The organism is Bradyrhizobium sp. P5_C12 (genome assembly GCF_054049735.1).
The window spans coordinates 1-13,872 of sequence record NZ_JBFULU010000042.1; the positions used below are offsets into that span (position 1 = coordinate 1).

At 64.7% G+C, this 13,872-nt stretch carries 12 protein-coding genes; 4 read left to right on the top strand and 8 right to left on the bottom strand.

Annotation, left to right across the window (positions count from 1 at the left end):
• The first annotated feature begins 508 nt into the window (after window positions 1–508).
• Both argE and ACXJMY_RS28925 read left to right on the top strand, forming a co-directional pair.
• Window positions 509–1,681, top strand: a complete 1,173-nt coding sequence (gene argE, locus ACXJMY_RS28920; protein WP_456622754.1) for an acetylornithine deacetylase — start codon at window positions 509–511, stop codon at window positions 1,679–1,681.
• Window positions 1,682–1,889: 208 nt separating this feature from the next.
• Window positions 1,890–2,192 carry a GIY-YIG nuclease family protein gene (locus tag ACXJMY_RS28925; RefSeq protein WP_456622755.1) on the top strand — a complete coding sequence of 101 codons (303 nt, stop codon included), beginning with the start codon at window positions 1,890–1,892 and terminating at the stop codon, window positions 2,190–2,192.
• A 103-nt stretch (window positions 2,193–2,295) separates the two neighbouring features.
• Here the strand turns inward: ACXJMY_RS28925 and ACXJMY_RS28930 are convergent, their stop codons facing one another.
• Together ACXJMY_RS28930 and ACXJMY_RS28935 are read right to left on the bottom strand one after the other, a co-directional pair.
• Window positions 2,296–3,354, bottom strand: coding sequence for a phosphotransferase family protein (locus tag ACXJMY_RS28930; protein ID WP_456622756.1), 1,059 nt, complete (start codon window positions 3,352–3,354; stop codon window positions 2,296–2,298).
• Window positions 3,355–3,493: 139 nt separating this feature from the next.
• The gene (locus ACXJMY_RS28935) at window positions 3,494–4,729 is read right to left on the bottom strand and encodes an acyl-CoA dehydrogenase family protein (protein ID WP_456622757.1); all 1,236 of its coding nucleotides are present in this window, start codon (window positions 4,727–4,729) and stop codon (window positions 3,494–3,496) included.
• A 318-nt stretch (window positions 4,730–5,047) separates the two neighbouring features.
• On the opposite strand from ACXJMY_RS28935, the gene ACXJMY_RS28940 reads away from it, so the two are divergent.
• Window positions 5,048–5,737: a TetR/AcrR family transcriptional regulator gene (locus ACXJMY_RS28940; RefSeq protein WP_456622758.1), complete on the top strand. Its 690-nt coding sequence runs from the start codon at window positions 5,048–5,050 to the stop codon at window positions 5,735–5,737.
• Window positions 5,738–5,830: 93 nt separating this feature from the next.
• On the opposite strand, the gene ACXJMY_RS28945 is transcribed toward ACXJMY_RS28940, so the two are convergent.
• Window positions 5,831–8,353, bottom strand: a complete 2,523-nt coding sequence (locus ACXJMY_RS28945) for an autotransporter outer membrane beta-barrel domain-containing protein (protein WP_456622759.1) — start codon at window positions 8,351–8,353, stop codon at window positions 5,831–5,833.
• A 258-nt stretch (window positions 8,354–8,611) separates the two neighbouring features.
• Here ACXJMY_RS28945 and ACXJMY_RS28950 point away from each other — a divergent pair, with 258 nt between their 5' ends.
• Entirely contained in the window at window positions 8,612–9,649 is a 1,038-nt protein-coding gene (locus ACXJMY_RS28950) for an AraC family transcriptional regulator (RefSeq protein WP_456622760.1), read from the top strand.
• 32 nt (window positions 9,650–9,681) lie between these two features.
• Here ACXJMY_RS28950 and ACXJMY_RS28955 read toward each other — a convergent pair whose 3' ends face one another.
• The 5 genes from ACXJMY_RS28955 to ACXJMY_RS28975 all read right to left on the bottom strand — a co-directional run bounded on the left by ACXJMY_RS28955 (window position 9,682) and on the right by ACXJMY_RS28975 (window position 13,841).
• Window positions 9,682–10,074 (bottom strand): RidA family protein, encoded by a 393-nt coding sequence (locus tag ACXJMY_RS28955; protein WP_456622761.1) that lies wholly within the window; start codon window positions 10,072–10,074, stop codon window positions 9,682–9,684.
• A 99-nt stretch (window positions 10,075–10,173) separates the two neighbouring features.
• The gene (locus ACXJMY_RS28960; protein WP_456622762.1) at window positions 10,174–10,389 is read right to left on the bottom strand and encodes a hypothetical protein; all 216 of its coding nucleotides are present in this window, start codon (window positions 10,387–10,389) and stop codon (window positions 10,174–10,176) included.
• 158 nt (window positions 10,390–10,547) lie between these two features.
• Entirely contained in the window at window positions 10,548–11,426 is an 879-nt protein-coding gene (locus ACXJMY_RS28965) for a 3-keto-5-aminohexanoate cleavage protein (protein WP_456622763.1), read from the bottom strand.
• A 269-nt stretch (window positions 11,427–11,695) separates the two neighbouring features.
• A complete protein-coding gene (locus ACXJMY_RS28970; protein ID WP_456622764.1) occupies window positions 11,696–12,925 on the bottom strand; it encodes a CaiB/BaiF CoA transferase family protein in 1,230 nt (409 codons plus the stop codon).
• A gap of 217 nt (window positions 12,926–13,142) precedes the next feature.
• Window positions 13,143–13,841, bottom strand: a complete 699-nt coding sequence (locus ACXJMY_RS28975) for an outer membrane protein (protein WP_456622765.1) — start codon at window positions 13,839–13,841, stop codon at window positions 13,143–13,145.
• Between the last annotated feature and the right edge of the window lie 31 nt (window positions 13,842–13,872).

A 13,872-nucleotide genomic window follows, 5' to 3' on the forward strand; every position in this document is an offset into this window, starting at 1 on the left:
GTGCCCGGTCGGGCAGCGCACATCACCACAGGACTTGGCGCACAGACCCCGGGCGCCAGGACCACACGATTTGGCCGTACGCAAGTTACACCGGTCGTGTGCGCGACGCGGGTCGCTCACGGCTCTCCGCCCTGCGACCGCCTTCGCGCCGATGTGGCTTGCGTCCACCGCCGCCCGGCCCGCGTGTCGTGACGATCGCGATACGCCCCTCTTCCTCGGGCCGGAGTGCGCGCAACATGCGCTGTTTCCGAATTTCGGTAAAGCAGAATATTTTTGACGGCGCGCGTTGACCGATTGCTTGCGTGTTTTGCCCGACGGGCAGCGCGATATCTTGTAGCCCGGATGGAGCGCAGCGTAATCCGGGAATCCGTCCCAGCGGACAGAGCGGCCCCGGATTGCGCTTCGCTCCATCCGGGCTACGGGCCCGTGTTGATTTGCGCGACCGGCCATCGTGTTGGTATGGTTCGTGCAGGCGATCCTGCCGCCTCCCCCCAACAAGACTGTGAAAATGCCTAGCTCAAGACCCGACCGCATCCGCAAGCTCCTCGCCGACCTCGTCGCCTTCGACACCGTCAGCGATCGCTCCAATCTGCCCCTGATCGCCCATATCGAGAGCTATCTTGCGTCCCACGGCGTCAAGGGTGATCGCATCGTCGACGAGACCGGGCAGAAGGCTTCGCTGTGGGTGACGATCGGGCCGGAGGATCGCCCCGGCTTCGTGCTGTCGGGCCACACCGACGTCGTGCCGGTCGTGGGCCAGGACTGGAGCCACGATCCGTTCAAGCTCGTCGAGCGCGACGGCAAGCTCTACGGCCGCGGCACCACCGACATGAAGGGCTTTGTCGCGGTCTGCCTCGCCATGGTGCCGGAGATGCTGGAGGCGAAGCTCGCGACGCCGATCCATCTCGCGATCTCCTATGACGAGGAGATCGGCTGCGTCGGCGTGCGGCCAATGCTGCGCGAGATCGCCAAGAGACGCGTCAAGCCGCTCGGCGCCTTCATCGGCGAGCCGACCGAGATGAAGGTCATCAGCGGCCACAAGGGCAAGCACGGCGTGCGCGCGACGTTCAAGGGGCTCGCCCGGCACTCCTCGATCGCGCCGGATGGCGTCAACGCGATCGAATACGCCGCCGAGCTGATCATCGAGATCCGCCGCCGCGCCGTGCAGCTCGCAGGCAAGAGGGCAACAGACAGTCTCTACGACGTTCCGCACTCGACGCTGCTCACCAGCATCGTGCACGGCGGCGCCGCGCTGAACATCGTGCCGGACACTTGCACGGTGGATTTCGAATGCCGCGGCATCGRCATCACCGAGTCGCGTGAGGTCACAGACGCGATCGTCGCGTGGGCCAAGGCCGAGCTCGAGCCAGCGATGAAGGCGCGAAACCCCGAGTGCGGCATCGATTTCGAGGAGATCCTCGACTATCCCGCGCTCGACACCGCGGCCGACGCGGCCATCGTCACGCTGGCCAAGAGCCTTGCGGGGCGCAACGACCACGCCAAGGTCGCCTTCGGCACCGAGGCGAGCTTGTTTGCCAGCATGGCCGATATCCCGTCGGTGGTGATCGGCCCCGGCGGAATCGCGCAGGCGCACACGCCGGACGAGTTCGTCGAGATGTCGGAGCTGGAGAAATGCGCGGGGTTCGTGGAGAAGCTGATCGCGCATTGCGCGAAGGGATGATCGGGGACTGCAACTAACTGGGTCCCGGCTCTGCGGAGCAGCGCTACGCGCTGCACCGCGTCCGGGACACGAGAGCATGCGGAAATTCGGTCTCGTGTCCCGGACGCGGTGCGGCACGAAGTGACGCTCCGCAGAGCCGGGACCCAGAGCGCTTGGCGGCACCTTGAGCTCATGCAATTATAAATCGTGACACCTCAAGGCCGGTTGCATGGCTATGTCCTTCTTCGTGTACATCCTCGCGAGCAAGCGAAACGGTACCCTTTATGTCGGGGTCACCAACGACCTCACTCGCAGAATAGCCGAGCACAAGGCCAAGCTGATACCCGGCTTCACACGGCAGTACGGCGTAACCTTGCTTGTCTATTTCGAATCGTTCGATTCAGTGATCGAGGCACGCTCACGCGAACATTCGCTGAAGCGCTGGCGGCGCGCATGGAAGCTCAAGCTGATCGAAGAACTCAATCCGGATTGGCGCGATCTTACGGATGAGCTGAATACGTTGGCGATGTGACTGGGTCCCGGCTCTGCGGAGCAGCACTTCGTGCTGCACCGCGTCCGGGACACGAGACAGGAAATCAAAAAGCGCGGCCAGAGCGGCCGCGCCTTCGCATTCCCTACACCGCTCCCGCCTTCTGCGCGTAGTCCCATGACGCCTTCGACAGCGGCACGGTGCGCTTGGCGGATTCGAGCGCCTTGGCGTTGGCGGCGGTGCCGTCGCGGATCCTCCCCGCGATACCCTGCGTGATGCCGGCGAGACGGAACAGATTGTAGGAGAAGTACCAGTTGAGGTCCGGCACGCTCATCCCGGTCGCGTTGCAGTAGATCTGCGCGGCCTCTTCGACGCTCGGGATGTTCAGCGCCTTGAGATCGACACCGTGCAATCCCGGCATCACCCATTGCATCAACAGATAGGTGAAGTCGGCCATGGGATCGCCGAGCGTCGACAGCTCCCAGTCCAGCACGGCCAGCACGCGTGGTTCCGTCGGGTGGAAAATCATGTTGTCGAGGCGATAGTCGCCATGGACGATCGAGACCCGGGCCTGCTCCGGCACGGTCTTCGGCAGCCATTCGGCGACCTTCTCGAACTCCGGAATGTGCTGGGTCTCGGAGGCGCGGTACTGCTTGGTCCAGCGGTCGATCTGGCGCGCGAAATAATTGCCGGGCTTGCCGAAGTCGGCGAGACCGATCGCGGTGGGGTCGAACATGTGGAGTTTCGCCAGCGTCTCGATCTTGCTGGTGAATATCTTTCGGCGATCCTCCGGCGTCTGGCTCGGCAGCGACGGATCCCAGAACACCCGGCCCTCTTCCATCGACATGATGTAGAAGGCCGCACCGATGACGCTGTCGTCCTGGCACAGCGCATAGGCGTGCGCGACCGGAAAGCCCTGCTTTCCAAGCGCTGCGATGACGCGGTACTCACGGTCGACCGCATGCGCCGAGGGCAGCAATTTGCCGAACGGTTTTCTGCGCATCACGTAGGAACGCTTCGGCGTGTTCAGCCGGTAGGTCGGATTGGACTGGCCGCCCTTGAACTGGAGGACGACCAGCGGCCCCTCATAGCCTTCGACGTGATCGCGCATCCAGGCCTCGAGCCGCAGCTCGTCGAAGCGATGCCTATCCTCGACCGGCTTGGTGCCCGAGAACTCTTCGTCTTTCCTGACGCCGTCAGCCACGATGACGCTCCCTCAATTCTTTTGTCCGTCATTCCGGGGCGCCTCGAAGAGGCGAACCCGGAATCTCGAGATTCCGGGCCTGGTCCTTCGGACCATCCCGGAATGACGGCGTGGAGAGCGGCTTGTGCCCTTCCCCATTTTAGTGCGTAGGAGAGTTGGCATACTTCCGAACTTCAAGTCTGGCAATGGCGCGATTGTGCACCTCGTCCGGACCGTCAGCGAGACGCAGCGTGCGGATGCCGGCATAGTCCTTGGCAAGACCGGCCTCGTCCGAGACGCCGGCGCCGCCGAAGGCCTGGATCGCCTCGTCGATGATCTTCAGCGCCATGTTGGGGGCGGCGACCTTGATCATGGCGATCTCGGCCTGCGCGGTCTTGTTGCCGACCTTGTCCATCATGTCGGCGGCCTTGAGGCAGAGCAGACGCGTCATCTCGATGTTGGTGCGGGCCTCGCCGATGCGCTGCTCCCACACCGAATGCTCGACGATCTTCTTGCCGAAGGCGGTGCGCGACATCAGCCGCTTCACCATCTTCTCCAGCGCCTCCTCGGCCTTGCCGATGGTGCGCATGCAGTGATGGATGCGGCCCGGACCGAGGCGGCCCTGCGCGATCTCGAAGCCGCGGCCTTCCCCTAGCAGGATGTTCTCCTTCGGCACACGCACGTTCTCGAGCAGCACCTGGGCGTGGCCATGCGGCGCATCGTCGAAGCCGAACACCGGCAGCATCTTCTCGACCTTGATGCCGGGGGTGTCGAGCGGAACCAGGATCTGCGACTGCTGCTGGTGCTTGGCCGCCTTGAAATCGGTCTTGCCCATCAGGATCGCGATCTTGCAGCGGGGATCGCCGACGCCGGACGACCACCATTTGCGGCCGTTGATGACGTAGTGATCGCCGTCCTTCTCGATGCGGGTCTCGATGTTGGTGGCGTCAGACGAAGCCACCGCCGGTTCCGTCATCAGGAAGGCCGAGCGGATCTCGCCGTCCATCAGCGGGCGCAGCCATTTGCGCTTCTGCTCCTTGGTGCCGTAGCGCATGAACACTTCCATGTTGCCGGTGTCGGGCGCGGAACAATTGAAGACTTCCGAGGCCCAGGAGATGTGGCCCATCTGCTCCGACAGCAGCGCGTATTCCAGATTGGTCAGTCCCGCGCCGCGGAATTCGTCGTCCTCATGCTCGTTCGGCGGCATGAACATGTTCCAGAGGCCTTCGGCCTTCGCCTTCTTCTTGAGGTCCTCCAGGACCGGGATCACCTTCCAACGCTCGCCGCTGTGATCCTGCTCATTGTAGATCGGCACCGCCGGACGCACATGCTTGGTCATGAAGGACTGCACGCGGTCGAGCCATTCCTTCTGCTTGGGGGACAGATCGAAATCCATGGGACGCTCCTCGGTCTCTCTTTTGCGAACCTGTTTTACGCCGGACTGTCCTCCCGCCTCGCGGTGCCCGCAAGCGCGAATGCGCCAGCATGCGAGCACCGAGGGAACCATCGCCGCGACCGCGGCTCAATTCCATCAAGCGGATTGACTTTTTCCGGCCTTCAAACGATAGTTTCATACAAGTGTTTGAAATGCAACTCCCCGCCACAACGTCATTCCGGGGCAGCCCGCAGGGCTGAACCCGGAATCCCGAAATTGTGGTGTGAGATTCCGGTTCGACGCTGACGCGTCGCCCCGGAATGACGAGGTGTCGAAGTCATGGCCAGCGATCATACGAGGTCATCCATTCTCGCCGCCGCCGAACGGCTCTATGCCGATCGCGGCTTCGGCGACGTGACGCTGCGCGACATCGTCGCGGAGGCCAACGTCAACCTGGCTGCGGTCAACTATCATTTCGGCTCGAAGGACGAATTGATCGCGGAGCTGTTCGTGACGCGGAGCATCGCGCTCAATCGAGTGCGCCTGGCGGAACTGAAGGCGGCGGAAGAACAAGGCGGCGGCCGCGCGCCGATCGAGGTGATCCTGCGCGCCCTCGTCGGCCCGACCTTGCGCGGCTGCCTCGGCCCCGAGAACCAGCGCTCGACGGCGGCGCGCTTCATGATCCGCGCCTCGATCGAATCCGTGCCGCCGATCCGCCGCATCAAGAACCGCGAGATCGATCATCTGCGCAAGTTTGCTGGCGCGATGCGCAGGTCCCTGCCCGACCGCAGCGACGTCGAGATCTATTGGGGCCTCAACTTCGCGCTCGCCATGGCGCACCACACCATCCGCGAGAGCGAGCGGCTGACGAAACTGTCGGAAGGCAAGTGCGACCTCGACGACGTCGAGGACGTGGTCGCACGCGTGGTCAGCGTGGCGACGATGGCGCTGACCGGTGCCGAAGCCACGAGCAAGCCGGCCGCCCGGCCGATGGTTGCGAACGGGCGGCTGACACGGCAGGATTTGTGAGAACGTGCCGACGAAGAAGGGCGTCCGGCGAGCTGGCGGCACGACGGCAAGACTCGATCGGGGGCTGGATCGACCGAGTCTTTCGCCGCGTCCTCACCAACTCGCCTTCAGCGCCCCCATCCCGGAATAGCTCTGACCGAGGTTCGAGAATTCGCCGGTGACGCGCGCCGACACCTCCCACCAGCGATTGAGCGCCAGGCGCGAGCCGAGATCGAGCCGTGCCGAGTCGGAGGCGGCACTCGCGCCGGCGATCGTGAACGCCGACACCGGCACGGTGACCAACGATGCCGTGATGGTGCGCGACGGCCGAAATTCGTGCACCCAGGCGGCGTGCACGAATGGGCTCCACACCATGCCGTTGCCGAACGCGACGCGACCGTCGAACTTGGCGCCGAGGAACGTCGGCAGCGACGTGACGCTCTGCGCGGCGTAGCTCAATCCGAGTACGCCGGGTGCGGCACCGGCCGTGCTGGCTTCGGTGTAGGCGCCCTGCCACAGCCGTGCGGCCTGGATCGCGGCGAACGGCGTCACCGCAGTGATGCCGAAGTCGAAGGAGCGGCCGATCTCCAGCCTTCCGCCAAGCTGGTCGCTCCCGAATGACCCCTGCGCGGTTTCGGTGGTGCCGACGCCGGTGATGGTCCGCGTCGTGGTGTTGCTGAAATGGCTATAGGCGATCTGCGCCGAGAGATAGTTGGCGCCGAACCGCTGCATCGCATAGGCGCCGACATGGCCACCCTCGAGCCTGCCCGACGTCGCGCGATCATCGACGGAGAAAGTCGCGCTGGAGCCGCCGGCCGCCATGCCCAGCAGGAGATCGGGATTGACGAGGTAATCGCCCCCCATCGCGCCGCCGGCGGCGCGGTTGCTGAGGCTCGCGCTGCCGACGCTCGCATCGCCCGCCAGCTGCTGCCCGGCACCGAAGCCTGCGGCCCAGGCGTTCCATCGCGGCTGCGCCATCGCCGGCGCCTTCAGGGCCGCGAACGCCGACGCAGCCGGGCCGCGCGGTTGCTCCGCAGCGTAGCCAAGCGCAGCGTCGCTGGCGACGCCGCCGCGGTTGCCGGCGCGCCAGGCTTCCATCTGGCCCTCCATGGTCTGGCCGAACAGCACGCCCGAATTGAACGCGGTGTTCTGGGTGCCGCTGGTGCCCTCGCCCGAGAGCTGGTCGAGCACGCGCAGCGAACCCGCCTGCAGCAACTGCGCGTAGAAGGTCGCGGTGGCGCCGGTCAGCGCTGTCGAATAGCCGGCCTCGAGCGCATTGCCGATCGCGCGCTGGTTCTGGGTCTCACCCGCGACGGCGCCAAAACCCTGGCGCGTCAATATCAGGTCGACCGAATTGACATTGTAGGTCGCGGTCGCGTTGAAGAAGGCCGACGACGAGATGACGCTGGCAAACTGGCCCGTGATCGCGGCGGTGGTCTGCACGACGCCGGTGTAGGTCGTGGACGACTGATAGAGCCCCGGCTGCAGCACCGCACGCAAGGTCCCGTTGAGGCTGGCCTGCATTGCGGACAGACCGTCACGATTGCCCGCATTGTCGACCCGTAGCGCCAGCCTACCCTGCGCGGTCTGGGTGAATGTGCCGGCGAAGGCGAGGTTACTCACCGCAAGCGCCGTCCCCGGATCCGTGATGGTGATCAACCCGGCATTGATCAGGCTGTCGCCCGCCCCCATGAGTTCGATCCGCCCGTCCAGCGTACCGTTGTTGGTGATGCTGTTTCCGCTCGCGAGAAAATTAGAGGAGAACAGCGAGTAGCCGTTCGTACCGCCCCTGATCGTGCCGTTGTTAACCACCGTATTGTTCTGGCCAGAGATAGCACCTCCCAGCCCGCCGGCGCCGGTCGCAGCGATCAAGCCACTGTTGGTCACCGTGTTACCGTCGCCGCTGATATCGACACCCACGCCGTTAGTGCTGGCTGCCGTGATCGTGCCGGTGTTGGTGAGAGTGTTACCGTCCAACAGGAAGACGCCTGCGCCCATGATGCCAGTGCTGCTCCCGACCGTGATCGTGCCTGAATTCAGGATCGTGGCGCCGACGGCTGAGATGCCGTAGGCCAAGCCGGTCAGGCTGATGGTGCCGGAATTGATCGCCGTGTTGCCGGCGCCAACCGGGACGAGGCCGGCCGTGCCGTCCGCCGTCGAGCTGATCGTCCCGGCGTTGGTCAGAATATTGTTGTTGCCGGCCACGTACATGGCCATGCCCCCCGTGCCGGGCGTGATCGTGCCGTTGTTGGTGAAGACGTTGTTGTTGATCCCCTGCATGCCCTTGCCGCCGTTGCCGACAACGATGGCGCCGTTGTTGATGGCGGTGTTGCCGCTGTCGACATCGATCGCCTTCTGCGCATTGCCGACGTCGATCGACGCGCCCGATTGAACGGTGACGGCCAGATTGTTTTCCGCACCGGTGCCGAAGCCGGTATTGGTCGCACCGCTACAGGTGACGGTGCTGCCGGATTGGACGCACGCGGCAACCGCCGGCCCCGCCGGCATCGCAACCACCGTGGTCAGCGACAGCACGAATGGCGCGGCCAGCGTCAACGATCGTTCGGGACGCGCCTTCGCCCTGGATACCGGCAAGTTCATAGTCGTCATCCGCGCCGCGCCATTCGTCGATGTCATCCGTCATTCCCAAGTCTTGCGGCCGAAGCAGCCGTCGCTTGCAAACTGGCCTGACGAGGCGCAACTGTCTTGGCGCAGCCGGCACGGGACATCGGCCCATACGGCACAGCGGTGGTTTCTCGGCCGGTTGTGACACTTGCACCACCATCCCGCGGACCGCGATTGTCTCAGGCGGAACGTCGGGAGGACCATGCGGAACAGGTTCCGCCGAACGGTCGCGCGCTGTACGGGTCGTCCAGCAGCCACGGGCGGATCGAATTGAACGCGCTGGCGAGAGCCTGCGTCTTAAGGAGGTGGTGGCCACCATTCCGCAGGGGACAGATGCAGGATACCGGATCATTTCGAGCGCAGATATCTACCCGTGACTTTCCCGAAGAGAAGCGAATCGACAGGTGGCGCGAGATCTTCGGGCGCAGCGTGACCAATGCCGATATGGAGCCGCTCGGCGACGCGCCCTTCCATGCGAATGTGACCTTCAACCTGTTGCCCAATATCAGCATCGCGGCCGGCTCACATTCGCCAGCGCATTATCGCCTCTCGAAAGAGATGGCGTCGCGCGCCGGGAACGTTGTGGTGATCGCCCTGCTGCGCAGCGGCGCTGCTTCGTTCACCCAGTTCGGCCAGGAATTGATCGGCGGTGTCGGCGGTGCCGTGGCGCTCACGATGCAGGCACCTTCAACGACCACGCTACTCACGGAGGGCAACTTCATCAGGCTAGCATTTGAGCAGCCGGCCCTGGCCGCATTGACCCCGAACTATGCGGCCTCCTTCGGCAGCATTCCGCCCAACAGTGCAGCCCTGAATCTCCTGACCCGCTATGTCGACGTCGTCCGCAACGACGACGCCCTCGGCGAGCCGGCGCTGATGCAACCCGTGGCCAACCATATCCTCGATCTCGCGGCGCTCACACTCGGCGCGACTGGCGACCACGCCGAGTTCGCGCGGCAGCGCAGTGCCACGGCGGCGCGGCTTGCCAGCATCAAATCGGACATTCTCCACGCGCTCAGCCGCAGCGATCTATCGACCGAGATGATCGCCGCGCGCCACGGCATCTCGCCGCGCTACGTGAGAAAGCTGTTCGAACTGAGCGGCTCGTCATTCTCCGCCTACGTGCTCGCCGAGCGGCTGGCGAAAGCACGGCGCATGCTGATCGACCGGCGCCACGCTCAACTCAACATCACCCAGATCGCGCACGAAAGCGGGTTCGGCGACGTCTCCTATTTCAACCGCGCCTTCCGCCGCCACTTCGGCGCCACGCCCTCCGACATTCGCGCGGCGGCAAGACCGGCGTGGTGAGCGGCCAACGGCTCTCGCGTCGATCGCCGACCTCACATCATCGCGATGCAGTCGATCTCGACGTCGAAGGGGCCGAACCATTCCGGCGTGCAGACGAAGATCCGCGCCGGCGGATCGACCGGGAAGTAGCGGGCATAGACCGCGTTGAACGCGGCGAAATGTCTTGTCGACGTGCAGTAGACGTTGCACTTCATGACGTTGTCGAGGCTTGCGCCCGCGGTCTGAAGGCAGAGCTTCATCTGCTCCATGATCAGCTCGCTCTGGCGCTCGATCGGCGCTTCCGCGATCTCGCCGGTCTCGGGGTCGAACGGCGGCAGGCCTGCGACGAAGATCATGTTGCCGGCCCGCGTCACCGGCGAGGTCGGCGCCTTCCAGCGGTCGAGAAACGAGGAGATCGGTTCGACGCGGAGCGCTTCGCGTTTCATGGGCGGCCACCTTCGGTTCGAGCGAGAACAGTGCCTGACTACATTATTCTGTAGCCGGCATGCTTCGCTTCCGATCGAAGTGTGGTCGCTCGGGCGGGTTTACGCCCGCTGCGGCATCTCCTCGGCCTCTTCCTTGGCGAGCAGCAGCAGCATCTCGATGCCCATCTCGCCTTCCTGGGGCGAGCGGATGAACTTGATTTCGTCGGCGCTTCGCCGCAGTGCGGCAACGATAGCGACGGCCTGATTGGCGGTGGCCGCCTCGGTCGCCAGAATTGCCTTCTGGTCCTTGGTCTGAAACCCGATGGTGTAGGACATTCGCTTCCCTCCCGAACTCAAGTGGAAGGATCGAATCAGAGTCGCGAGGCAAGCGGAAGCCTGTGCGACTACGGACCGGGTTTATCTGGGGATTGCGCGCAAGCCTCACACAAGGCCCGCGAGCGTCACGATGGCGTCACGATTTATCCAAATGGCGATCAGCCAAGCCCGAGCATCGCGCGCGCCTCGTCGGCAGTCGCGACGGACGCGCCCAGGCTCCTCACGATGCCTGCGGCATGCGCAACCAACTCGGCGTTGCTCTTCGCCAGCACGCCCTTGGACATATAGAGATTGTCCTCCATGCCGACGCGGACGTGGCCGCCGAGCAGATACGCCTGCGCCACCATCGGGAATTCGGCGCGGCCGATGCCGAAGCCGGACCAGATCGCGCCTGGCGGTAACAGGCTGCGGGCGTAGAACATGGTCTCGGGCGTTGCCGAGAAGCCGTACTTCACACCAAGCACGAGCGAGAACAGGCCCGGTCCCTTCAGCGTGCCGTCGGCCAACAGGTCGCGCGCGAGATGGCAGTCGCCGGAATCGAACAGCTCGATCTCCGGCAGCACGCCGGCCGCCTTCATCCGCTCGGCCATGATGCGGACGTTGCGCGGGGTGTTGATCACGACCTCGCCGCCGGAGTTCATGGTGTTGAGGTCGAGGGTGCAGATGTCGGGCTTGAGCAGCTCGATATGCTCGACGCGCTTTTCCGGCTGGAGCAGCGTGGTGCCGGGGCCGGCGACGCGGGGATCCTCGACTGAGGGGACGAAACGTCCACCGGGACCGGTGGTGAGGTTGATGACGAGGCGCTTGTTGCGGGCGCGGATCTTCTCCACCACCTCGCGGTAGAGATCGACCGCCATCGAGGGCCGGCCGGTGGCGGGATCGCGCACATGGATGTGGGCGATGGCGGCACCGGCCTCGGCGGCCTCCAGCGCGGAGGTCGCGATCTGCTCGGGCGTGATCGGCAGATACGGCGACTGCTCGGGCTTCGTGAGGTTGCCGGTGATGGCGCAGGTGATGATGGTCTTGCCGGTGGTCATTGAACTACTCCGCCTTCGCAAACCTGGTGACGTTAGCTGAACCCGTCGCCGCAGAGTAGCTGCGCCCCCTCGCCCCGCTTGCGGGGAGAGGGTTTGGGTGAGGGGAGCCTCCGCGAGGACGGTGAGAGTCGAGTGCGTGGAGACTCCCCCTCACCCGGATCGCATCTTCGATGCGCCGTAGCCGAAGCTTCGCTTCGGCGTTCTTCAGGACGGCCGCCGAAGGCGGCCTTTGCCTCTCCCCGCAAGCGGGGAGAGGCGAAGAAGAAGCGTCAGATGATACCCTGCTGCTTCAGCGTCTCGATCTTGCCGGCATCGTAGCCGAGCTTGCCGCCGAGCACCTCCCGGGTGTGCTCGCCGAGCAGCGGCGGCGCGCGGTATTCGGTGACGGGCGTGCCCGAGAAGGTCAGCGCGTTGCGGATCAGCGAGAGCTCCGGCTCGAATTTGTGTTTCGTCTTCACCCGCATGCCGCGCGACTGGACGTGGGGATCGGCGAAGACCTGCGAGAAATCGTTGATGGGACCTGAGGGTACCCCGGCCTTCTCAAGCTCCTCCAGCCAGTAGGCCACCGGCTTTTTCAGGAACAGGCCGGCGAAGATCGCCATGATCTCCTTGCCGTGAACGACACGGTCGTTGTTCTTGAGGAATTTTGGGTTCTTCGCCAGCTCGGGCTCGCCCAGCACGGCGCAGGTGCGCTCGAACTGGCCGTCATTGCCGACCACCAGCATCAGCTCGCCGTCGGTGCAGCGGAACACGCCGGCCGGCATGCCGCCATTGCCCCAGGTGCCGCGCCGCGGCGGAGTCTTGCCGTTGACGAGGTAGATCTGGAGCCAGTGGCTGAGCGAGGCAATCACGGTGTCCAACAGGCAGACGTCGAGATGCTGCCCTTCGCCATTGTTGGCGTCGCGATGGTAGAGGGCCGAGAGAATCCCGATCGAGGTATTCATGCCGGTCATGTAGTCGACGATCGAGGGACCGACCTTCATGGGGCCCTCGCCCGRCTCGCCGTCCATGTGGCCGGTGACGCTCATCAGGCCGCCCATGGCCTGCAGGATGGCGTCATAGCCGGCGCGCGGCGCGTACGGGCCGGTCTGGCCGAAGCCGGTCACAGAGCAATAGATGATGCCGGGGTTGATCGCCTTGATCGTCTCGTAGTCGAGGCCGTAGCGCTTGAGGTCGCCGACCTTGTAGTTCTCCATGAAGACGTCGACGTCCTTGGCGAGCTCACGGATGATCGCCTGCCCCTCGGGCTTGGCGATGTTGACGGTGACCGACTTCTTGTTGCGGTTGGCGCAGAGGTAGAACGAGTTGTTGTTGTTGGCCTTGCCCTCGGGGTCGGTCAAATAAGGCGGGCCAAAGGCGCGCGCGTCGTCGCCGGTGCCCGGCCGCTCGATCTTGATCACCTCCGCACCGAGATCGCCCAGCATCTGGGCCGACAGGGGCCCGGCGAGCACACGCGTGAGATCAAGGATCTTGATGCCTGAGAGCGGCAAGGCCGACATGTCGATTTCCTCCGGGGACTGGATATTGGCGCGCCGGCTCAAAGCGGGCCGCGCTTCCTGCGGATACACTATTTTCGCGCGCCGAGCACTGCATTGGGGGCATGCCGCCATCCCCGCCCCGGCCGCAGAAGCGGCCCTGCGGCGGCGAATTTCCGCGCCGCGAATATCACGCCGGCGGCGCCCTTCGGCTGCCGTGATCCGCCGACGCCACCAACGGCTAAAATCTCACGCTGACTCCGCCGCGCACGGACTGGAAGCGCGGATGCTGTTCGTAGCTTCCGAGGAGGTCGCGCCAGTCGAAGCGCGTGGTGCCAAAATCGCTGTAGCGGTACTCCAGTCGTGCCGTGACCCGATCGGTCAGCGCGGTCTCGCCGCCGACGCCGGCGGTCCATCCCGTCTTGAAGATATTTGCGTCCGCGGGCGCGAACGGCGTTCCCACCGAATTGTCCATCCAGCGGTACTTCAACTCGGTGAACGCAACGCCGCCCGTGACATACAGGAGCAGGCGCTCCGTCGGCGTAAAACCGAGCCGCCCGCGAATGGAGGATTCCCATTCCTTGCGTGCGTCAAATCGCAGAATGCTGACCGTGAAACCGCCGTCCACCCGGCCGAAATCCGCATCGCCCTCGATGCCGACAACGAACCTGTCAAATTGATGATTGTAGCCGACATGGACGCCGCCGAACCCGCCACCCGGGTGGAAGCCATGGTTGAAACCGGTCGGGGGCCCCCCGAGGGCGAATTCAACGGTCCGATCCTGGCTCCATTCGTAGCCACCCTGGACGCCGGCGTAGAAGCCGGTCCAGCCGGGAAGAGGTGCAGCAACGGGGTGCGATGCTTTCACGGGCAAGTCGGCAGCATCCGCAGCGGCCGCGGACCAGGCCAGCGCAGCGAGGCAGATCAGCGTACGATTCATTGCAAATTAGAGCCCACGTGAGTGACGGTTT

Coding starts and splice junctions, on each gene's coding strand:
- ACXJMY_RS28965 (WP_456622763.1), bottom strand. CDS start 11,426: ATGACCACCGGCAAGACCATCATCACCTGCGCCATCACCGGCAACCTC.
- ACXJMY_RS28955 (WP_456622761.1), bottom strand. CDS start 10,074: ATGAAACGCGAAGCGCTCCGCGTCGAACCGATCTCCTCGTTTCTCGAC.
- ACXJMY_RS28975 (WP_456622765.1), bottom strand. CDS start 13,841: ATGAATCGTACGCTGATCTGCCTCGCTGCGCTGGCCTGGTCCGCGGCC.
- ACXJMY_RS28940 (WP_456622758.1), top strand. CDS start 5,048: ATGGCCAGCGATCATACGAGGTCATCCATTCTCGCCGCCGCCGAACGG.
- ACXJMY_RS28935 (WP_456622757.1), bottom strand. CDS start 4,729: ATGGATTTCGATCTGTCCCCCAAGCAGAAGGAATGGCTCGACCGCGTG.
- ACXJMY_RS28960 (WP_456622762.1), bottom strand. CDS start 10,389: ATGTCCTACACCATCGGGTTTCAGACCAAGGACCAGAAGGCAATTCTG.
- ACXJMY_RS28945 (WP_456622759.1), bottom strand. CDS start 8,353: ATGACATCGACGAATGGCGCGGCGCGGATGACGACTATGAACTTGCCG.
- ACXJMY_RS28925 (WP_456622755.1), top strand. CDS start 1,890: ATGGCTATGTCCTTCTTCGTGTACATCCTCGCGAGCAAGCGAAACGGT.